We start from the raw sequence: 20013 nt of genomic DNA on the forward strand, positions 1-20013 counted from the left end.
CCCGTCCACGGGCGGTGAATACGCCGCGGGCCGGACTCCCAGAGGGAGTCCGGCCCGGCGCGTGAGTGCCCTGCGCCCCGTGACTAGCGGGTGGCGGTGGCCTTCTTGGCGGTGGTCTTGCGCGCCGTCGACTTCTTGGCGGGGGCCTTCTTGGCCGTCGCCTTCTTGGCCGGGGCCTTCTTCGCCGCGGCCTTCTTGGCGGTACCGGTGGCCTTCTTGGCCGCCGTCTTCTTCGCCGTCGCCGTGGTCTTCTTGGCGGTCGCCTTCTTGGCGACGGTCTTCTTGGCGGTGGCCGTCTTGGCCGCCGTCTTCTTCGCCACGGTCTTCTTCGCCACGGCCGTCGCCTTCTTGGCGGTGGTCTTCTTGGCCACGGCCTTCTTGACCGTCGCCGAAGCGGTGCCGCTCAGGCTGCCCTTGGGCGCCTTCTTGACGGCGACCTCGCCACCACGCGGGAGCTTCTTCGAGCCGCTCACCAGGTCCTTGAAACCCTGGCCCGCGCGGAAGCGCGGCACGGAGGTCTTCTTGACCCGAACCCGCTCGCCCGTCTGGGGGTTGCGGGCGTAACGGGCCGGACGGTCGACCTTCTCGAACGAACCGAAGCCGGTGACCGAGACCCGGTCCCCACTGACGACGGCACGGACGATGGCGTCCAGTACCGCGTCGACCGCCTCGGCGGCCTGCTGACGGCCACCGACCTTGTCGGCAATCGCTTCTACGAGCTGCGCCTTGTTCACGTCTTCCCCTTCGGAGACATTGCCAGAACGAAAGTGTTCAGGCTTTTCCGCACGTTAGGCAGATATATACCGCAAATCAAACACGAAACGGGCTAATCACCCGTGCGCCGCAACGAACTCGGCTGTCCTGGACTTGTTCAGCGTTCCTCTTCGGGGAATCGACCCGCGTCGAGGTCCGCAGTGAACCGGTCCAGTCGCCTTGTCGCGTCGGCGAGATCGTGCTTGGCCGCGGCCGTAATGACCAGCAGCTTCCGGGCCAGCGCCATCCGTACGCCCTCCGGGACTTGCAGTGCGCGCACCCTTGTGTGCGCTTCCTTGAGTTGGTCCGCGACTGCCGCATAGAGCTTGAGTTGGCCGTCGTGTTCCATGCACAGATTGTGCCATCTGGGGCGAGTTGTCGCCTGCGGGGGTCGCAACTGGTGCCTCAAACGGCCTGACGGAGCCCGGCGGCAGCCTTGGCTCAAAGCTGCGCCTACCCAGTCAACACCCTGTCTAACATGGGAAGTTGAGAGATGCGTTGGAGGCGCGCGGGGCCGTTCGAGTGCAGACATGGCTGTACCCCCAATCGTGGCGATCGGGGGTACAGACGGGGTGTCGCGTGGCCGGATCTCGACCTGTTGGGGAGTTCCGGGTCAGACCTGGACCGTCCGCGGCTTGTACGAGGGGCGCTTGGCCTCGTACGCGGAGATGTCGCCCTCGTTCTGAAGGGTGATGGAGATGTCGTCCAGTCCGTTCAGCAGCCGCCAACGGGCGTTCTCGTCGAGCTCGAAGGCCGCGGTGATGCCTTCGGCGCGCACCTCACGGGCCTCCAGGTCGACCGTGACCTCGGCCTGCGGGTCCTTCTCGGTGAGTTCCTGCAGCGCCTCCACGATCTTCTGCTCCAGAACCACCGTGAGCAGGCCGTTCTTCAGCGAGTTGCCGCGGAAGATGTCGGCGAACCGGGAGGAGACGACGGCCTTGAAGCCGTAGTTCTGCAGCGCCCACACGGCGTGCTCGCGGGAGGAGCCGGTGCCGAAGTCGGGGCCGGCGACCAGGACCGTCGCGCCCTTGCGCTCGGGGCGGTTGAGGATGAAGTTCTCGTCCTTGCGCCAGGCCTCGAAGAGCCCGTCCTCAAATCCGTCCCTGGTCACCTTCTTGAGCCAGTGGGCGGGGATGATCTGGTCGGTGTCCACGTTGCTGCGGCGCAGCGGGACGGCCCGGCCGGTGTGCGTGGTGAATGCTTCCATGACTCTCAGACTCCAGCGGGCACAGGGGCGTCGGACAGATCGGCGGGCGAGGCCAGGTGGCCCAGCACGGCGGTCGCGGCGGCGACCTGCGGCGAGACCAGGTGCGTACGGCCGCCCTTGCCCTGCCTGCCCTCGAAGTTGCGGTTGGAGGTGGACGCGGAGCGCTCACCGGGCGCCAACTGGTCCGGGTTCATGCCCAGACACATCGAGCAGCCCGCGTGCCGCCATTCGGCGCCGGCCTCCTTGAACACGACGTCCAGGCCCTCGGAAACGGCCTGCAGACCGACCCGCGCGGAGCCGGGGACGACCAGCATCCGTACGCCGTCGGCGACTTTGCGGCCCTCGACGATCGCGGCGGCCGCACGCAGGTCCTCGATACGGCCGTTGGTGCAGGAACCTACGAAGACGGTGTCCACCTTGATGTCACGCAGCGGCTGACCGGCCTCCAACCCCATGTATTCCAGGGCCTTTTCGGCGGCGAAGCGCTCCGAAGCGTCTTCGTACGAAGCCGGATCGGGGACGGTCGCCGAAAGCGGCGCGCCCTGACCGGGGTTGGTGCCCCAGGTGACGAACGGCGCCAGCGAGGGACCGTCGATGACGACCTCGGCGTCGAATTCCGCGTCCGCGTCGGTCTTCAGGGTCTTCCAGTACGCGACGGCGGCGTCCCAGTCCTCGCCCTCGGGGGCGTGGGCGCGGCCCTTGATGTACGCGAAGGTGGTCTCGTCGGGGGCGATCATGCCCGCGCGGGCGCCGGCCTCGATCGACATGTTGCAGATGGTCATGCGGGCTTCCATCGAGAGCTTCTCGATGGCCGAGCCGCGGTATTCGAGGATGTAGCCCTGGCCGCCGCCGGTGCCGATCTTCGCGATGATGGCGAGGATCAGGTCCTTGGCGGTGACGCCGTCGGGCAGTTCGCCGTCGACCGTGATGGCCATGGTCTTCGGGCGGGCCAGCGGCAGCGTCTGGGTGGCCAGCACGTGCTCCACCTGGGAGGTGCCGATGCCGAACGCCAGCGCGCCGAAGGCGCCGTGGGTGGAGGTGTGGGAGTCACCGCACACGACCGTCGTACCGGGCTGGGTCAGACCCAGCTGCGGTCCTACGACGTGCACGACGCCCTGCTCGACATCGCCCAGGGAGTGCAGGCGCACGCCGAAGTCGGCGCAGTTCTTGCGCAGCGTCTCCAGCTGGGCCCGGGAGACCGGGTCCGCGATGGGCTTGTCGATGTCGAGGGTCGGGGTGTTGTGATCCTCGGTGGCGATGGTGAGGTCGAGGCGCCGCACGGGACGCCCGGCCTGGCGGAGACCGTCGAAGGCCTGCGGGCTGGTCACCTCGTGCAGCAGGTGCAGATCGATGAAGAGGAGGTCGGGCTCGCCCTCGGCGCGCCTGACGACATGGTCGTCCCAGACCTTCTCCGCGAGTGTCCTACCCATCGCTTTCCCTCCGGCCGGCAACAGCGCCGACCCAACTAGAGATTCTTGGGAGACGGCGCTCGCACCCCTGGTTCACGGGCAGCCGCCGCCTGGCCCGTTTGGTACGCGGGCCGCTGTGCCTACAAGAGTTGCGCGTCTCACGAAAAAAGGAACTTGCGTTTCACAGAGTGAGACGCGAGTATCGTTTCATGGACAACAGTAGCGGCGTCGGCGTCCTGGACAAGGCAGCCCTTGTCCTTGGCGCTCTGGAGTCCGGTCCGGCCACCCTCGCGGGTCTGGTCGCGGCGACCGGGCTGGCACGACCCACGGCACACCGGCTGGCCGTGGCTTTGGAACACCACCGCATGGTGGCGCGCGACATGCAGGGCCGCTTCATTCTCGGCCCCCGTCTCGCCGAGCTGGCCGCGGCCGCCGGCGAGGACCGGCTGCTCGCCACGGCGGGCCCGGTGCTCACGCATCTGCGGGACATCACGGGCGAGAGCGCGCAGCTCTACCGCCGCCAGGGCGACATGCGCATCTGCGTGGCCGCGGCCGAGCGCCTGTCCGGCCTGCGGGACACGGTCCCGGTCGGTTCCACCCTCACCATGAAGGCCGGCTCCTCGGCCCAGATCCTGATGGCCTGGGAGGAGCCGGAGCGCCTGCACCGCGGCCTCCAGGGCGCCCGCTTCACGGCCACCGCCCTCTCGGGCGTACGGCGCCGGGGCTGGGCCCAGTCCATCGGTGAGCGCGAGCCGGGCGTCGCGTCCGTCTCCGCACCCGTGCGCGGCCCCTCGAACCGCGTGGTGGCCGCCGTGTCCGTCTCCGGCCCCATCGAGCGCCTGACGCGCCACCCGGGCCGTATGCACGCCCAGGCGGTCATCGACGCCGCCGCCCGCCTCTCCGAGGCCCTGCGCCGCACCGGCTGACTTTTCAGGGACGTCGACGAAGGGGCCTGCCTCAACGCCGCGGCAGGCCCCTTCGTTTCCCCCGATCCCCCCGGTTACCCGGTCTCGCCGGCCGCCTTCGCCGAACGGTGCGCGAACCGGTCCTTCGCGTAGCGGCCCCGCCGCTCCAACGGCACCTGGCCGTGCGCCCCCGCGAGTCCGAACGCCGGCATGTCGAAGTAGATCGACTCGTACGCCCCCTCGGGCACGACGTAGGCCTCGTGCCACAGCCCCACGTGCCCGCGCACCTTGCCCGCGCGCTCCTTGCTGTTCACGATCCCCCACACCTTGTGGTGGAACATGTCCGGCGAACTCGCGTACGCGTAGAGCTTCTCCTTGGACTCCCAGTACTGGACGACGTAGTACGTCCGTGGCGAGGCCGTCATCAGTACGTGCCCCAGCAGCCCCCGGGTGCTGTCCCGCGCAAGCTCCCCCAGCGTGCGGAACATCGCCAGCATCACCGGGAGCCACTGGTGCACTGCCCAGAAGTGGTTGATCCGCATGCCGATCAGCAACACGACCGCATCGCCGTCGACATCGGCGGTGGTGCGGCCCCGTACCGGTTTCGCGAACATGACGATCCCCCGGATCTCCGATCGGATAGCGGCACTATCCTTCTGAGCAATGCTTGGATAGTGACACTTCCCAAGGAGGGGCGCAAGCCCCCCGAAGAGAGGCGCGAGACATGCGGCTGGCCGAGTTGAGCAAGCGCAGCGGTGTGCCCGTCGCGACGATCAAGTACTACCTGCGCGAAGGTCTGTTGACGCCCGGCCGCCAGGTCAACACGACCACCGCCGAGTACGACGAGGAGCATCTGCGCCGGCTGCGGCTGGTGCGCGCGATGATCCAGGTCGGCCGGGTGCCGGTGGCGACGGTCCGCGAGGTGCTCGGGCATGTGGACGACGACTCGCTGGGCCGCACGATCCGCCTCGGCGCGGCGATGTGGGCGCTGCCGCAGGTGCCGGAGCCGGACGAGGACGACGAGTACGTCCGGGCCGCACACCAGGAGGTCGACAGGCTCCTGGACGAGCTCGGCTGGGAGAACGCCAAGCAGCTCTCGACCATCTCCCCCTCGTACCGCTCACTGGTGGTCTCGGTGGCCGCGTTCCGCCGGATCGGCTACGGCTGGGGGGCCGAACTGATGGCGCCGTACGCCGAGTTGATGCACCGGACGGCCGTCCTCGACCTGGACAACATGGAGGAGCACCCGTCGGAGGAGGAGCGGATCGAGTTCGCGATCCTGGGGGCGATCATCAACGAGCCGATCCTGCAGTCGCTGCACCGGCTGGCGCAGGAGGAGGAGACGGCGCGGCGGTACGGCTTCGAGTGAGCCGGGCACGAGGAAGGCCCCCCACCGAAGTGGAGGGCCTTCTCTGTATGTACCCCCGACCGGATTCGAACCGGCGCTACTGCCGTGAGAGGGCAGCGTGCTAGGCCGCTACACAACGGGGGCCTAGATCGTGCGTTTCCGCAGATCAGAGCTGGTCTACCAGGACTCGAACCTAGAATGACGGTACCAGAAACCGTAGTGTTGCCAATTACACCATAGACCAAGGTGATTCAAGGTAAAACGTACCCCCGACCGGATTCGAACCGGCGCTACTGCCGTGAGAGGGCAGCGTGCTAGGCCGCTACACAACGGGGGCCCTAGCGATCCTGCATGAGAGGTGGCGGGTGCGACCCGGACCACCTTCCTGGGAAGGATCTGTACCCCCGACCGGATTCGAACCGGCGCTACTGCCGTGAGAGGGCAGCGTGCTAGGCCGCTACACAACGGGGGCGTTGCAGAATTCAAAGCATCTGCGAGCTGGCCTACCAGGACTCGAACCTAGAATGACGGTACCAGAAACCGTAGTGTTGCCAATTACACCATAGGCCACTAAAACGCAAGCCCTTGCGGGGATCTTGTTCTAGTTGCCGCCTCCAGTTCCTGGCCCTTCGGCCCGTTCCCCGGCGGCGACAGGAACAACATTACCTGAAGGTGGACGGGGCTCCAAAACGGGTATCGGTGCCGAGGAGCGCGGGGAGTTCGGCGAGCGAGGCGATCCGGTGCCGTCCCACGAGGGCCTCACCAGGGGTGTGCCCGCCATGGCGGTCGATCCAGACGGAGAGCAGACCGGCGTCCGCCGCGCCCCGCCAGTCGATCTCCGGGTGATCTCCGACATACGCCACTTCGTGCGGCGGCAGTTCCAGCGCCTCGCAGGCCGCGAGGAAGGCCCCCGCCTCGGGCTTGGAGACGCCCAGTTCGGCCGCGCACAGGATGACCTCGAAGCGGTCGTGCACACCGAGGGCGCGCAGCTTGCGGTCCTGGACGATGAGGCTGGAGTTGGAGAGGACGGCGTGCCGGTGGGTGGCCGCGAGGGTGTCGAGGACGGGCAGGACGTCCGGGAAGAGGGCCCAGGCGGTCTCGTAGTGGACCTTGTAGCGCCGGAACCAGTCCTCGGCCTCGGCGTCGGTCAACTCCCGGTCCAGGAACAGCCGGACGCGGTCCAGTCGCTGTCCCTCGAACGTGACCTCCCCGGCCGAGAAGCGCGCCCAGTGGAACTCGGTGGCCACCCGCCAGCGCTCCAGGGCCTCCGCCACGCTCGCGTGCCCGTCGAGCAGTCCCTCGGCCAGCAGGTGCTCGCGCATGGCCGCGCGGTCCGCACCCGTGTAGTCGAACAAGGTGTCGTCGACGTCCCAGACAACGGCCCGAATGCTCATGATCCGACGGTAACCCGAGGCCCAGGGGCGCGTCTGCCCCTTGCCGGTGGTCAGACGGGCGCGACGAAGAAGTCCGTGACGAAGCAGGTGACTTCGCCGGCCGCCGTACGGCCGATCCAGGTGGGGTAGGCGCCGTCGCCCCAGCCGGAGGTGAAGGCGATCAGGTTGTGTCCGGTGTCGGGGGCGGTGATCAGGTGGGGGCCCGGGGCCCATTTGTTCCGGTCGAAGGCGTCCCACAGGGGGCCCTCGTCCGCCACGCACTCCGGGAAGGAGCCGTCGACCGACGCGTCGTAGAAGGCACCCGTGCCGGCGTCGACTCCGTAGCCGTAGAACTCGTCCTCGGTGAGTTCGGCGAGGTCCTGGCCGGGCTGGAGGGCGAGTTCCCAGGTGGTGGTGGGCTCGTCCTGTATGACCAGGCGGGCGGCTGCCACGCGCAAGTGGGGCTCGTCGGACGGGAGTTGGTCGGGTCGGGTGAGGGTCGCGACGGCCGCTTCGACTCGGTAGTGGCCGGGGCTCACGGCGACCGTGAACGGTTCGGACTCGCCCTGGCCGAGGCCGACGAAGGGGTCGCAGGCGACCACCTGGCCGGTGGGGAGCCAGAGTTGACCGCCGTCCACGAGGTGGATCACGCCGACCGTGCCGGTCTCGTCCTCCGTGAACGTGCTGCCGGGCGTGAACAGCCAGGTGTAGTCACGAGCGGTCATCGGCATGAAAGGCGCCTCTCCTGAACGATCTTCAATGATCCGGAACCCTAACGCCCCGCACTGACAACGCCGAAGGGACGACAGCCCGTTGCGGCTGCCGCCCCTTCACGCGTGCGTGCGTTACGCGGCCAGCTTGGCGAGGGCCGCGTCGATCCTGGCGAAGGTCTTCTCCTTGCCGAGGATCTCCAGGGACTCGAAGAGCGGCAGGCCGATCGTGCGGCCGGTGACGGCGACGCGGACCGGGGCCTGCGCCTTGCCGAGCTTGAGGCCGTGGGTCTCACCGGCGGCCAGGACGGCCTCCTTGAGGGACTCGGGCGAAGACCAGTCCGCCGACTCCAGCTTCTCGCGGGCCGTACGGAGCAGGGCGTCCGAGCCCTCCTTCATGGCCTTCGTCCAGGACGCCTCGTCCTCGACCGGCTCGGCCAGGAAGAGGAAGTCGACGTTGTCCGTGATCTCGGACAACACCTTCAGGCGGGTCTGCGCGTGCGGGGCGACCGCCTGCCACTTGGCCTCGTCGAAGTCCTCCGGCGCCCAGGGGGCGAAGGGGGCCCGCAGCCAGGGGGCGCAGCGCTCGGTGAAGTCCTTCACGTCGAGCAGGCGGATGTGGTCGGCGTTGATCGCCTCGCACTTCTTCAGGTCGAAGCGCGCCGGGTTGGGGTTCACGTCGGAGATCTCGAAGGCCGCGACCATCTCGTCCATCGAGAAGACGTCCCGGTCGGCCGCGAGCGACCAGCCCAGCAGGGAAAGGTAGTTGAGCAGTCCCTCGGGCAGGAAGCCGCGCTCCCGGTAGAGGTTGAGGGACGACTCGGGGTCGCGCTTGGAGAGCTTCTTGTTGCCCTCGCCCATCACGTACGGCAGGTGGCCGAAGGAGGGGATCTGCTTGGCGATGCCCAGGTCGATCAGCGCCTTGTAGAGGGCGATCTGGCGCGGGGTGGAGGAGAGCAGGTCCTCGCCGCGCAGGACGTGGGTGATCTCCATCAGGGCGTCGTCGACCGGGTTGACGAGCGTGTACAGCGGGGCGCCGTTGGCCCGGACGATGCCGTAGTCCGGGACGTTCTCCGGGGTGAACGTCAGCTCGCCGCGGACCAGGTCCGTGAAGGTGATCGTCTCGTCGGGCATCCGGAAGCGGACGATCGGCTTGCGGCCCTCGGCCTTGTACGCCTCGACCTGCTCGGCGGTGAGGTCGCGGCAGTGGCCGTCGTAGCCGGACGGCTTGCCGGCGGCGCGGGCGGCGTCGCGGCGGGCGTCCAGCTCCGCGGTGGAGCAGTAGCAGTCGTACGCGCGGCCGGCGTCCTGGAGCTGCTTCGCGATGTCCTTGTAGATGTCCATGCGCTGCGACTGGCGGTACGGCGCGTGCGGGCCGCCGACCTCGGGGCCCTCGTCCCAGTCGAAGCCCAGCCAGCGCAGCGAGTCGAGCAGCTGGTTGTACGACTCCTCGGAGTCGCGGGCCGCGTCGGTGTCCTCGATGCGGAAGACCAGGGTGCCCTGGTGGTGCTTGGCGAACGCCCAGTTGAACAGGGCGGTGCGGACCAGGCCCACGTGCGGGTTACCGGTCGGCGAGGGGCAGAAACGGACACGGACTGCTGGGGCGGATGCGCTAGCCACGCTTGACAACCTTGTTGGTGAGAGTGCCGATGCCTTCGATGGTGACGGCGACCTCGTCGCCGACGGTGAGCGGTCCGACGCCTGCCGGGGTGCCCGTGAGGATCACGTCGCCGGGGAGCAGCGTCATGGCCTCGGTGATGTTGACGATCAGATCCTCGATCGAGTGGATCATCTCGCTGGTGCGGCCGAGTTGGCGCTGCTGTCCGTTGACCGTGAGCTGGATGGTGAGGTCGCTCGGGTCGAGGTCCGTCTCCACCCAGGGGCCGAGCGGGCAGGAGGTGTCGAAGCCCTTGGCGCGGGCCCACTGCTTCTCGCGCTTCTGGACGTCCCGCGCGGTGATGTCGTTGGCGCAGGTGTAGCCGAGGATGACGTCCTTGACGCGCTCGCGCGGGACCTCGCGGCACATCCGGCCGATGACGACGGCCAGTTCGGCCTCGTGGTGGAGGTCCTCGGTGAAGGACGGGTACTGGATGTCGTCGCCGGAGCCGATCACCGAGGTGGACGGCTTGAAGAAGGCGAAGGGGACGTCCGGCACCTCGTTGCCCAGTTCCCGGGCGTGCTCGGCGTAGTTGCGGCCGTAGGCGACGACCTTGTTCGGGAGCACCGGCGGCAGCAGCCTGACCTTGCTCAGCGGGACCTTCGTGCCGGAGAGTTCGAAGTCCGCGAACGGGATGCCCTTGATGATGTCGAGGACGAGCTCGTCCGGCTTGTCGCCCTCGACCGCGCCGAAGGCGACGTTCCCGTCGATGGAGAATCTGGCGATGCGCACGGGATCCTGGCGCCCCTCACTGAGCTGGCTGGAGTCTGACGCTCCAGGCTAACGCGGTGCGGGGCCCCTGCTCGCGCGATTACTCCGCGGCGGCGGTGACCGGGATCTCCATGAGGATCGTGCGGCGCGGGTTGGCGGTCTGGGCCGGCAGGTCGAGCGAGTGTTCCTGCAGTTCCGGCGTCTGCAGCGCCTCGGCGTCCGTGAGGTGCGCCAGCGTCGTGCGTCGCGGGTTGGCAATGTTGCGGAACATCATCGTGGTCTTCACTGTTGTACTCGACCCTCGTCGTCCGTGGGTGGGCGGTTGGCAGTATGTGCCCTCATGCAAAGCGTCAGGCTAAACATCCAATTCCCGGCCGAACGCGTGAAGAGCCCTTGATCTGCATGTGAGTTTGCTCACCACCCTGTGGGCAAAGCGGCCAATACGGACCATCAACTCACCTCCACGAAACGGACATTGGCTCCCTGAAGCTGCCATTCCGCTCCTGATCATGGCGACTGGGGCACATCCCATGCCCTGTGGGGCCGTGGGGATTTGCCCCCTTTGGAGTGAATAGCTTTCTACGTCTCGTGACACTGTCCTCACGCGGTGTCACACAGGTCACAGCCTGGCCTACGGGCCTTGTTGGAGATCCGGCACTGTGCTGGAATTCCACGGACCGCCGCAGAATCAGCCCGGCGCGCAGAGGGCGCAACGCAGCGCCGAGGGCGGCGGAAGGGGGAGCAGCGCCGGTCACTCACGACCACACACTGGGGTGCGCGTTCAGGGCGCTCCCTAAGACGCCGACACCGTCCTTCCGTTCGCGCGGAGGGGCGCCTGGTCCAGAGGTTGCGACGCTAGTGCAGGGACGTTTCAAGAGGGATGGCAGTGCTTCGGCGGAGCCGGAGCCGCATGGCGGGGCTGGCCCCAAGACCGGCAGCTCCTCGCCCCAGCACGCCCAGAACCCGGGCCCGGCCCCGTCAGGCGACGGTGGAGGCCCCGGGCGCCCCGGTGTGTCCGCAGCCCCGACCCCCGCGCCCCCGGTGAAGCCGCCGGCGGGCCCGACCGGACCCGGCTCGCGCGTCGCCCTGCGCAACTGGCGCATCTCCACGCGCCTGGTGTCGCTGCTCGCGCTCCCCGTGGTCGCGGCCACCTCGCTGGGCGCCCTGCGCATCAGCGACTCCATGACCGACATCCAGCAGCTCGACAACATGAAGCTGCTGACGGACATGACCAAGCAGGCGACCGCACTCGCCACCGCACTCCAGGACGAGCGCGACCTGTCGGCCGGCCCGCTGGCCCACGGTGGCAAGGCCACCGACTACGAGGTCAAGGGCTACGAGGAGAAGACCGACCGCGCCCGCGACAACTTCATCAACGCCTCGGAAGAGGTGGACAGCGCCAGCAAGAGCGGCAACCTCCAGGGCGTCCGGGAGAGCCTCGTCGGCCTCGCCACCGAGCTGGACAACCTCGACAAGATCCGCAAGTCGGCGTACCAGTCGAAGAACAACTCGACGCAGACGGTCGACGCCTACCACCGTCTGATCACCCAGCTGCTCGACCTCTCGCAGGACATGGCGGAGGCCACCAGCAACCCGGAGATGATCCAGCGCACGCGCGCCCTGGCGGCCTTCTCCTCCGCCAAGGAGTTCTCGTCCGTACAGCGTGCCGTGATCGCGGCGGCCCTGCCCGCCAGCAACACGATCTCGGGCAGCCTCTCCGCCAACGACCGGCTGTACGCCGACTCCGCTCTGGAGAGCGAGAAGTCGGAACTGAGCATCTTCCGCAACATCTACGGCGACCAGGGCGCCGAAGAGCTCATCGCGCCCATCGAGGACAGCAACCCGATCATCGAGTCGGCGGACACCTACGCCCAGCGTGTCCTCGACAACCAGAACGGTCTGTCCTCCCTGGACAAGCGGTCGTACAAGGACTGGGTGGACGACAGCTCGACCAAGATCGAGCAGATGAAGAAGATCGAGCACTCGCTGCTCGAAGACATGGAGCAGAAGGCCCGCGAGCTGCGCTCCGCCTCCGAGCGTGAGGCGATCATCTCCGGTGCGCTGATCCTGCTCGTGCTCGGTGTCTCCCTCGTCGGCGCCTTCGTCATCGCCCGGTCCATGATCCGCTCGCTGCGCCGCCTCCAGGAGACCGCCAACAAGGTCGCCCAGGACCGGCTGCCCGAGCTGGTCAAGCAGCTGTCCGAGTCCGACCCGCAGGACGTCGACACGTCCGTGGAGTCGGTCGGTGTGCACTCCCGGGACGAGATCGGCCAGGTGGCCGCGGCCTTCGACGACGTGCACCGCGAGGCCGTCCGCCTCGCCGCCGAGCAGGCCCTCCTGCGGGGCAACGTCAACGCGATGTTCACCAACCTCTCGCGCCGCTCCCAGGGCCTCATCCAACGTCAGCTCTCGCTCATCTCCGAGCTGGAGTCCCGCGAGGCCGACCCGGACCAGCTCTCCTCGCTCTTCAAGCTCGACCACCTCGCGACCCGCATGCGCCGTAACGGTGAGAACCTCCTGGTCCTCGCCGGTGAAGAGCCCGGCCGTCGCTGGACCCGCCCGGTCCCGCTGGTCGACGTGCTCCGTGCCGCCGCCTCCGAGGTGGAGCAGTACGAGCGCATCGAGCTGGCCTCCGTGCCCACCACCGAAGTGGCCGGCCGGGTCGTCAACGACCTCGTGCACCTCCTCGCAGAGCTGCTGGAGAACGCCACCTCCTTCTCCTCCCCGCAGACCAAGGTCAAGGTCACCGGTCACGCGCTGCCCGACGGCCGTGTGCTGATCGAGATCCACGACACCGGCATCGGCCTCTCCCCCGAGGACCTCGCCGCGATCAACGAGCGGCTCGCCTCGCCGCCCACCGTGGACGTCTCCGTCTCCCGCCGCATGGGTCTGTTCGTGGTCGGCCGGCTGTCCCAGCGTCACGGCATCCGCATCCAGCTGCGTCCGTCCGACTCCGGTGGTACGACCGCGCTGGTCATGCTCCCCGTCGACGTCGCCCAGGGCGGCAAGAAGCCCGCTCCGGGCAAGCCCGGCCAGGCCGCCGTCGGCGCTGCCGCGGCAGCCGCCGCGGCCGGTGCCGGTGCGGCCCGCCGGGGCAACGGCCAGGGTGGCTCCGCGCTCGGCGCGGGTGCGCCCGCCGGTGGCAACGGTGGACTTCTCGGTGCCGGGGCCGCTCCGCGCGGCCAGGTCGGTTCCGGTCAGGGCCCGCGGGCCGCGCTGCCCGGTGCGGGCGGTGGACGTCCGGGTGGGCCCGGCGGTCCCGGTGGTCCGGGCGGTGCGCGTGGGCCTCAGGGTCCCTCGGCGCCGCAAGGCCGTCCGGCCGGTGCGGGTTCCGGTGCCGGTCTGTTCGGCCAGGCGCCCGGTGCCCCGCAGGGTCTGCAGGCCGCCGGTGCAGGTGCGCCGCAGGGCTTCAGTGACGGCCGCCAGGACGCGTTCGGCAGCCCGCAGCAGCAGAACGGCGCGGTTCCGCCGCAGCGTACGAACGACGAGCCCGAGCCGCCCCGCGGTGGTGGCCGTCGTCGCGGGCGTCAGCCGCAGCTCCCGCCGCGCGGTGGTGCGCGGGCCGAGCTGCCGGGTGGCAACAACCAGCGCCCCAGCTGGAGCGACGACAACGCGCAGCCTCCGCTGGGCCGCGGCAACCTCGACGCCCCGCGCGGCCACGACGAGCGCGACGCGGAGCAGACCTCCCGGATGCCGCGCATCGACGACCGTCAGGGCCCCGCGGCCACGACGGAGATGCCGGCGATCCCGCGTCACGACGCGCAGAGCACCGGGTCGTTCCCGCGCCCGGGTACCACCGGACCGCAGAACACGGGGTCGTTCCCCCGCCCGGGTACCGGCGCACCGCAGGACACGGGTTCGTTCCCGCGTCCCGGCGCCAACGGGTCCCAGAACACAGGGTCGTTCCCGCGTCCGGGTGCCAACGGCTCGCAGGACACCGGCTCGTTCCCCCGGCCGGACTTCGACGCCCCGCGTCCCGGCGCGAACTCCCCGCAGAACGGCGGCCAGTTCGTCCGCTCGGACGTCTTCGGCGCCCCGAACAGCCCGGCCAACAACCCGTCCAACCCGGCCAACACGGGACAGTTCGCCGTCCCGCAGGCGTACAACGGCAGCTCCACCGGCCAGTTCGCGACGCCGGGATTCGACAACGGGTCCACCGGTCAGCACAATCTGCCGGGACGTCAGAACCCCCAGAACACCGGGCAGTTCGAGCGTCCGCAGGTCAACGGGAACCGTAACGGCGCCGACTTCGGCACCGCGCGGCCGCCCGCCCCGCAGCGTCCCACCCGCCAGGAGCCCGAGGCGTTGCCGCCTGCCTCGGGTCCCGGTGACGGCAGGACGCCGCTGTACGACACGCTGGAGACCAACTGGTTCCACGGCCAGCAGGCGGAAGCGCAGAGCCAGAGCAACGGCTCCGCTCCCGCCGCCACGCAGCCGCAGGCACCGCAGGCTCCGGCGACACCCCCTCAGCGTCCTACGGGCGGTACCTGGCGCAGCTCGCCGAACGACGATCTCGTTCGGCAGGCAGAGCGCGTACGGCAACCGGCCGCGGGCGGCGTCACCACTTCCGGCCTGCCGCGCCGGGTGCCCAGGGCGAACCTCGTCCCGGGTACGGCTCAGCAGCAACAGCACCAAACGGGTCCGCAGGTCTCCCGTGCGCCTGATGACGTACGCGGCCGGCTGACCAATCTCCGTCGGGGCATCGCACAGGGTCGACAGGCCGGTACGGGTACCGGCCAGACCGGCAGCTTCCCCAGCCCCACTCACCAGCAGGAGCGTTAGTTGAGCCAGATGAGCCAGGCGGCACAGAACCTCAACTGGTTGATAACCAACTTCGTGGACAACACCCCGGGTGTGTCCCACACCGTCGTCGTATCCGCCGACGGACTCCTTCTGGCCATGTCGGAAGGTTTCCCGCGCGACCGCGCCGACCAACTCGCGGCCGTGGCATCCGGGCTGACCTCGCTGACGGCCGGCGCCTCCCGGATCTTCGAGGGCGGCGACGTGGCACAGACGGTCGTGGAGATGGAGCGAGGGTTCCTCTTCCTCATGTCCGTCTCGGACGGCTCGTCCCTGGCAGTGCTCGCGCACCCCGAGTGCGACATCGGCCTTGTCGGCTACGAGATGGCACTGCTCGTCGATCGTGCAGGGGCGGTCCTCACACCGGACCTGCGCGCCGAACTCCAGGGCAGTTTGCTTCACTGACCGGCACCGGCACCACCCGTCTCACCAAATCACCGTCCGGCCGCCACAATCCCCCCACCGGCCCTGTCAGACGGCTAGCCCGACCGACTTGCTGTCCCGCCCGGAGGATTCATGACCCCGCCCACCGCCTCTCACGACCCGTACGCCGAGCCGTACGGGGACGAGGGCGACCAGCCGCTGGTCCGTCCGTATGCGATGACCGGCGGCCGGACCCGGCCGCGCTACCAGCTCGCCATAGAGGCTCTGATCAGCACCACGGCCGACCCGGCAGCGCTGATGGGACTTCTCCCTGAGCACCAGCGCATCTGCCACCTCTGCCGCGAGGTCAAGTCGGTCGCGGAGGTGTCGGCACTCCTCGCCATGCCCCTCGGTGTGGCCCGGATCCTCGTCGCGGACCTCGCCGAGGCCGGACTGGTGGCCATCCACCAGCCGGGCGGCGACGAGAACAACGGCGGCGCTCCGGACGTGACGCTGCTCGAAAGGGTGCTCAGTGGACTTCGCAAGCTCTGACGGAGGGCGGGCGACCACCTCCGCGAAGATCGTGGTGGCGGGTGGCTTCGGCGTCGGCAAGACCACGTTCGTGGGTGCCGTCTCGGAGATCAACCCGCTGCGCACGGAGGCCGTCATGACGTCCGCGAGCGCGGGCATCGACGACCTCACCCACACCGGGGACAAGACCACCACCACGGTGGCCATGGACTTCGGCCGTATCACCCTGGACCAGGACCTGATCCTGTACCTCTTCGGTACGCCGGGTCAGGACCGCTTCTGGTTCATGTGGGACGACCTGGTGCGCGGCGCGATCGGCGCCGTCGTCCTGGTCGACACCCGTCGTCTCGCCGACTGCTTCCCCGCGGTCGACTACTTCGAGAACAGCGGGCTGCCCTTCGTCATCGCCCTCAACGGGTTCGACGGCCACCAGCCGTACAACCCGGAGGAGGTGCGCGAGGCGCTGCAGATCGGTCCGGACGCGCCGATCATCACGACGGACGCCCGGCACCGCTCGGATGCGAAGAGTGCGCTGATCACGCTGGTCGAGCACGCACTCATGGCACGTCTGCGGTAGCACTCAAGTCATCTATGACATACGGCAGTTGTCGTAGATGTACCGGAGCCGACTGTGGCCTTTGACACGGTCGGCCCCGGTGTTCATAACGTTTCGGTAGTGGAATCGGGTGGTACCGCAACGCGTCGCGGTCAACTGGTCTCGCTGCGCTCACATCAGCCCCGTCTTTTGACGGGGCTCGCTCTTTATGACCGTTTTATCTGGGGTTTACATCACTCGGAATCAGAGCTTTCCACTGTTTGGAAGTGCGGATGCTGACGTGCTGGAATGCCTGAACTGCCCAATAGTCAAAGACGTACTCAGTACTGCGGCACACCGTTGGTGCCGACCGCCGGAAGGTTGTTGGTCGAGTGAGGCGAAGCAAGAACGGTCCCGAGCCGTCGGCCCGGGGCAACTTCACCCCGCCGCCGCGCGGAGCGGCGCCCGCCCCTGTGCCAGGCTCGGAGCCCACGGGACCACCCGCCCCGAGCGGCGGCCGTTTCTCCCCCCGCAACTGGCGGGTGCCGACCAGGCTGAACGCGATCCTGCTCATACCCGTGGGCGTCGGCCTCATCATGGGCGGCTTCCAGGTCAAGAGCTCGATCGACACCTGGCAGGACGCACGGGACGCGGCGAACACCGCCCGCCTGATTCAGGCAGCCCTGGCCTACAGCAACGCGGTCACCGTCGAGCGCGACACCAGCGCCGCTCCGCTGTTGCTGGGCAAGGGTGAGAAGGACCCGACGGTCGTCGCGGTCCGCAAGGCCACCGACCAGGCCGCCGACGCCTTCGACGCAGCCGTCCAGACGATGCCGAAGCGGGCCAACCTGGAGCGCCGCCTGGAGCGCTTCCGCAAGGTGGAGCCGTCGCTGCAGACGATCCGCGCGACCGCCTACACCTCGAAGATGAAGGGCGTTCAGACCGAAGAGAGCTACGTCAACATCGAGCACCCGCTCCTTGAGTTCTCGAACGAGCTCGGCCTCGGCACCGGCAACATCACCAGCTACGGCCGGTCCGTCTACGCCATCGCACTCGCCAAGGGCGCGCTCTCCCTGGAGCGCTCCATCGGCATGCACCTGCTGGTCAAGCCCGGCCCCGGCCAGGGCAGCCTGGCCACCCAGCGCATCGCGATCACGTCGTACGCCTACCTGGAGGGCATCGCCATCCAGGAGTACCAGGCCGGTGGCACCGACGAGGACCTCGCGAAGCTGAACACGGCCACGGCGAAGATCAAGACCGACGGCGCGGCCATGGTCAAGCAGGCCGCCGCGCAGGCCAAGGCCGCGAACGAGACGTACGTACCGCCGCCGTCCAACCCGGTCGACATGGTCACGGCCATGTCGCAGCTGCAGACGACCGATGCCTCGGAGCGTGCGACGCTCGCCGAGAAGGGCATCACCGCGCAGAACTGGTGGGCGGTCACCACCCTCAAGTACAACGCGTACAACAAGCTGGAGACGAGCAAGGCCGACACCGCGGTGAGCGAGGCCTCGGTCATCTCCGACAACGCCAAGCGTGACGCCATCATCACCGGTGCCGCTGTCGTCGTCGCCCTCCTCCTCGCCTTCATCCTGGCCGGTGCGGTCGCCCGCCAGATGAGCCGCGCGATGCGCCAGCTGCGCAACGCCGCCTTCGGCATCGCCGAGCAGCGGCTGCCGATGCTGGTCGACCAGCTCTCGCGCACCGACCCGGGCCGCGTCGACACCCGCGTCCAGCCGATCCCCATCACCACCACGGACGAGATCGGCGAAGTCGCCCGGGCCTTCGACCAGGTCCACCGCGAGGCCGTCCGACTGGCCGCCGAGCAGGCCCTCCTCCGGGGCAACATCAACGCGATCTTCACCAACCTCTCGCGCCGCAACCAGTCGCTGATCGAGGGCCAACTGACCCTGATCACCGACCTGGAGAACAACGAGGCCGACCCGGACCAGCTGGAGAACCTCTTCCGCCTGGACCACCTCGCGACCCGTATGCGCCGCAACGGCGAGAACCTCCTGGTCCTCGCCGGCGAGGAGCCCGGCCGCCGCTGGGACCAGCCGGTCCCGCTGGTCGACGTGCTGCGCGCCGCCTCCTCCGAGGTGGAGCAGTACGAGCGCGTCGAGCTGTCCGGTGTCCCGGAGGCCGAGATCCACGGCCGTGCCGTGACCGACCTCGTGCACCTGCTCGCCGAGTTGCTGGAGAACGCCACCACGTTCTCCTCCCCGCAGACCAAGGTCCGCGTGACCGCGACCCGTCTCCCCGACGGCCGCGTGATGATCGAGATCCACGACAAGGGCATCGGCCTCACCGCCGAGGACTTCGCGGACATCAACCACAAGCTGGCCAACCCGCCGACCGTGGACGTCGCGATCTCCCAGCGCATGGGCCTGTTCGTGGTCGGCCGGCTGTCCGACCGGCACGGCATCCGCGTCCAGCTGCGCCCCTCGGGCGAGCAGGCCGGCACGACCTCGCTGGTCATGCTGCCCGACGCGATCACCCACGGTGGCGGTGGCGAACAGCAGCTCCAGCGCGACGAGTTCACCGTCTCGCAGATCATGCCGGAGCAGCCGCAGCAGCTCTTCCAGGGCGAGGACTTCAACCACGCCCCGATGCGCACGGCCGCCGAGCTCGGTTTCGACGACACCCGTTACTCCGAGGTGCCGGACGACATCCGCGAGCTGGACCCGGTCGGCCGCTCGCTGATGCGCGAGGAGCGCCGCGCGGCCCTGGAGTCCCAGAAGCCGGGCCAGGAGGCCCTTGAGGCGGGCGAGTACCCCGAGTTCGACGACCCGCAGCAGCAGCCGTACGGCAACGGGCAGCAGGGGTACCAGGAGCAGCCGTCGGCGTACAACGGCCAGCCGACGTACGAGGACCAGCAGCAGACGGCGTACGACGAGCCGCAGCAGCCCGCGTACGACGAGCAGTACTACGCACCGAACGGCACGGCGCCGCAGAACGACACCTTCGCCGACTCCTTCCCGGCGAACGGCGGTTACCCGGAGCCCGGGTATGCGGAGCCGGTGCAGGAGGAGCACGCGTCGGCGCACCCCGCGGCCCCGGAGACGTATCCGGCCTTCGAAGAGCCGTCCTACCAGGACGACTGGCCGCAACAGGACGGTTACCGCAACGGGTACCCGGACCAGTACGCTCCGGAGGCGGAGCCCGCGCAGGCCGCTGACGTGAGTGAGCGGGATCACGTAGGCTTCGAGCGTCCGGGACCGGCCCCTTCCGCCGTCCACGCGCTGACCGACGCCGGGTTGCCGCGCCGCGGTTCGTCCGCGAACGGCAGCAACGGCTCGCAGTCCGCGCACCAGGGGCCGTCGGCCTCCACGCCGGAGAGCAAGGTCGATATCTTCGGCACCGCGAGCAGCACCACGAACGGCAGCACCAACGGCACTACCGGCACCGTGGACTGGCGGTCGGCGAACGACGAGCGCTGGCAGCAGGCCTCGGCGCTGAAGAAGCCGAAGGCCGGCGGGGTCACCTCCTCCGGTCTGCCGCGGCGGGTACCCAAGGCCAACCTGGTCGAGGGCACCGCCGAGAGCACCCCCCAGGGCGGCCCCCAGGTCTCCCGCGCTCCCGAGGACATCCGGGGCAGGCTGAGCAACCTGCGCCGTGGGGTCCAGCGGGGACGCAGCGCGGGCAGTGAAACGAACGGTCAGGGCTTCGGCTCTGACAGCACCTACAACCAGGAGCGTTAGTGTGAGCCCG

General features: G+C 69.0%; 17 protein-coding genes and 5 tRNA genes. 7 read left to right on the forward strand and 15 right to left on the reverse strand.

Translation table 11 applies throughout. From position 1 onward, the window contains the following. Positions 1-83 precede the first annotated feature (83 nt). The 4 genes from AB0I69_RS19295 to leuC all read right to left on the reverse strand — a co-directional run bounded on the left by AB0I69_RS19295 (position 84) and on the right by leuC (position 3390). Entirely contained in the window at positions 84-734 is a 651-nt protein-coding gene (locus tag AB0I69_RS19295; RefSeq protein ID WP_363096835.1) for an HU family DNA-binding protein, read from the reverse strand. A 137-nt stretch (positions 735-871) separates the two neighbouring features. After that, the gene (locus AB0I69_RS19300) at positions 872-1102 is read right to left on the reverse strand and encodes a hypothetical protein (RefSeq protein ID WP_019068724.1); all 231 of its coding nucleotides are present in this window, start codon (positions 1100-1102) and stop codon (positions 872-874) included. A gap of 264 nt (positions 1103-1366) precedes the next feature. Next, on the reverse strand, positions 1367-1960 hold the full coding sequence (gene leuD, locus AB0I69_RS19305; RefSeq protein WP_363096836.1) for a 3-isopropylmalate dehydratase small subunit: 594 nt from the start codon (positions 1958-1960) through the stop codon (positions 1367-1369). Between the two features lie 5 nt (positions 1961-1965). Continuing rightward, positions 1966-3390 carry a 3-isopropylmalate dehydratase large subunit gene (gene leuC / locus AB0I69_RS19310; RefSeq protein ID WP_363096837.1) on the reverse strand — a complete coding sequence of 475 codons (1425 nt, stop codon included), beginning with the start codon at positions 3388-3390 and terminating at the stop codon, positions 1966-1968. Between the two features lie 188 nt (positions 3391-3578). Between leuC and ndgR the strand changes: the two genes are divergently transcribed. Continuing rightward, positions 3579-4295 (forward strand): IclR family transcriptional regulator NdgR, encoded by a 717-nt coding sequence (gene ndgR, locus AB0I69_RS19315; protein WP_019068721.1) that lies wholly within the window; start codon positions 3579-3581, stop codon positions 4293-4295. Between the two features lie 74 nt (positions 4296-4369). On the opposite strand, the gene AB0I69_RS19320 is transcribed toward ndgR, so the two are convergent. Beyond that, positions 4370-4888, reverse strand: coding sequence for a DUF4188 domain-containing protein (locus tag AB0I69_RS19320; protein WP_363096838.1), 519 nt, complete (start codon positions 4886-4888; stop codon positions 4370-4372). Between the two features lie 110 nt (positions 4889-4998). Between AB0I69_RS19320 and AB0I69_RS19325 the strand changes: the two genes are divergently transcribed. Next, positions 4999-5643 carry a MerR family transcriptional regulator gene (locus AB0I69_RS19325; protein WP_363096839.1) on the forward strand — a complete coding sequence of 215 codons (645 nt, stop codon included), beginning with the start codon at positions 4999-5001 and terminating at the stop codon, positions 5641-5643. A gap of 50 nt (positions 5644-5693) precedes the next feature. Here AB0I69_RS19325 and AB0I69_RS19330 read toward each other — a convergent pair. From AB0I69_RS19330 to AB0I69_RS19375, 10 genes are all read right to left on the reverse strand, one after another. Then, positions 5694-5766 (reverse strand) — tRNA-Glu (locus tag AB0I69_RS19330). A 28-nt stretch (positions 5767-5794) separates the two neighbouring features. Next, positions 5795-5866: transfer RNA gene (locus AB0I69_RS19335), tRNA-Gln, on the reverse strand. A gap of 20 nt (positions 5867-5886) precedes the next feature. Then, positions 5887-5959 (reverse strand) — tRNA-Glu (locus AB0I69_RS19340). Between the two features lie 62 nt (positions 5960-6021). Beyond that, a tRNA-Glu gene (locus AB0I69_RS19345) sits at positions 6022-6094 on the reverse strand. A gap of 26 nt (positions 6095-6120) precedes the next feature. Continuing rightward, positions 6121-6192 (reverse strand) — tRNA-Gln (locus tag AB0I69_RS19350). Between the two features lie 92 nt (positions 6193-6284). Then, complete coding sequence (locus AB0I69_RS19355) at positions 6285-7016, reverse strand: HAD family hydrolase (RefSeq protein WP_363096840.1); 732 nt, start codon at positions 7014-7016, stop codon at positions 6285-6287. A gap of 50 nt (positions 7017-7066) precedes the next feature. Continuing rightward, positions 7067-7726 carry a DUF4241 domain-containing protein gene (locus AB0I69_RS19360; protein WP_363096841.1) on the reverse strand — a complete coding sequence of 220 codons (660 nt, stop codon included), beginning with the start codon at positions 7724-7726 and terminating at the stop codon, positions 7067-7069. Between the two features lie 114 nt (positions 7727-7840). Continuing rightward, positions 7841-9325, reverse strand: coding sequence for a glutamate--tRNA ligase (gene gltX, locus AB0I69_RS19365; RefSeq protein WP_363096842.1), 1485 nt, complete (start codon positions 9323-9325; stop codon positions 7841-7843). Next, positions 9318-10094, reverse strand: coding sequence for a fumarylacetoacetate hydrolase family protein (locus AB0I69_RS19370; RefSeq protein WP_200713355.1), 777 nt, complete (start codon positions 10092-10094; stop codon positions 9318-9320). Before AB0I69_RS19370 ends, gltX begins: the two co-directional genes overlap by 8 nt. Before the next feature lie 79 nt (positions 10095-10173). After that, positions 10174-10359 carry a hypothetical protein gene (locus AB0I69_RS19375; RefSeq protein WP_363096843.1) on the reverse strand — a complete coding sequence of 62 codons (186 nt, stop codon included), beginning with the start codon at positions 10357-10359 and terminating at the stop codon, positions 10174-10176. Positions 10360-10931: 572 nt separating this feature from the next. Between AB0I69_RS19375 and AB0I69_RS19380 the strand changes: the two genes are divergently transcribed. From AB0I69_RS19380 to AB0I69_RS19400, 5 genes are all read left to right on the forward strand, one after another. Further along, positions 10932-14855, forward strand: coding sequence for a nitrate- and nitrite sensing domain-containing protein (locus AB0I69_RS19380; protein WP_363096844.1), 3924 nt, complete (start codon positions 10932-10934; stop codon positions 14853-14855). Between the two features lie 9 nt (positions 14856-14864). After that, positions 14865-15278 carry a roadblock/LC7 domain-containing protein gene (locus AB0I69_RS19385; protein WP_005479910.1) on the forward strand — a complete coding sequence of 138 codons (414 nt, stop codon included), beginning with the start codon at positions 14865-14867 and terminating at the stop codon, positions 15276-15278. Between the two features lie 111 nt (positions 15279-15389). Further along, complete coding sequence (locus AB0I69_RS19390) at positions 15390-15788, forward strand: DUF742 domain-containing protein (RefSeq protein ID WP_019058642.1); 399 nt, start codon at positions 15390-15392, stop codon at positions 15786-15788. Beyond that, complete coding sequence (locus AB0I69_RS19395; RefSeq protein ID WP_006375318.1) at positions 15769-16344, forward strand: ATP/GTP-binding protein; 576 nt, start codon at positions 15769-15771, stop codon at positions 16342-16344. Before AB0I69_RS19390 ends, AB0I69_RS19395 begins: the two co-directional genes overlap by 20 nt. A 350-nt stretch (positions 16345-16694) precedes the next feature. Next, on the forward strand, positions 16695-20003 hold the full coding sequence (locus AB0I69_RS19400) for a nitrate- and nitrite sensing domain-containing protein (protein ID WP_363096845.1): 3309 nt from the start codon (positions 16695-16697) through the stop codon (positions 20001-20003). Positions 20004-20013 lie beyond the last annotated feature (10 nt).

The sequence above is a fragment of the Streptomyces sp. NPDC050508 genome, assembly GCF_040655155.1.
GTDB lineage: Bacteria > Actinomycetota > Actinomycetes > Streptomycetales > Streptomycetaceae > Streptomyces.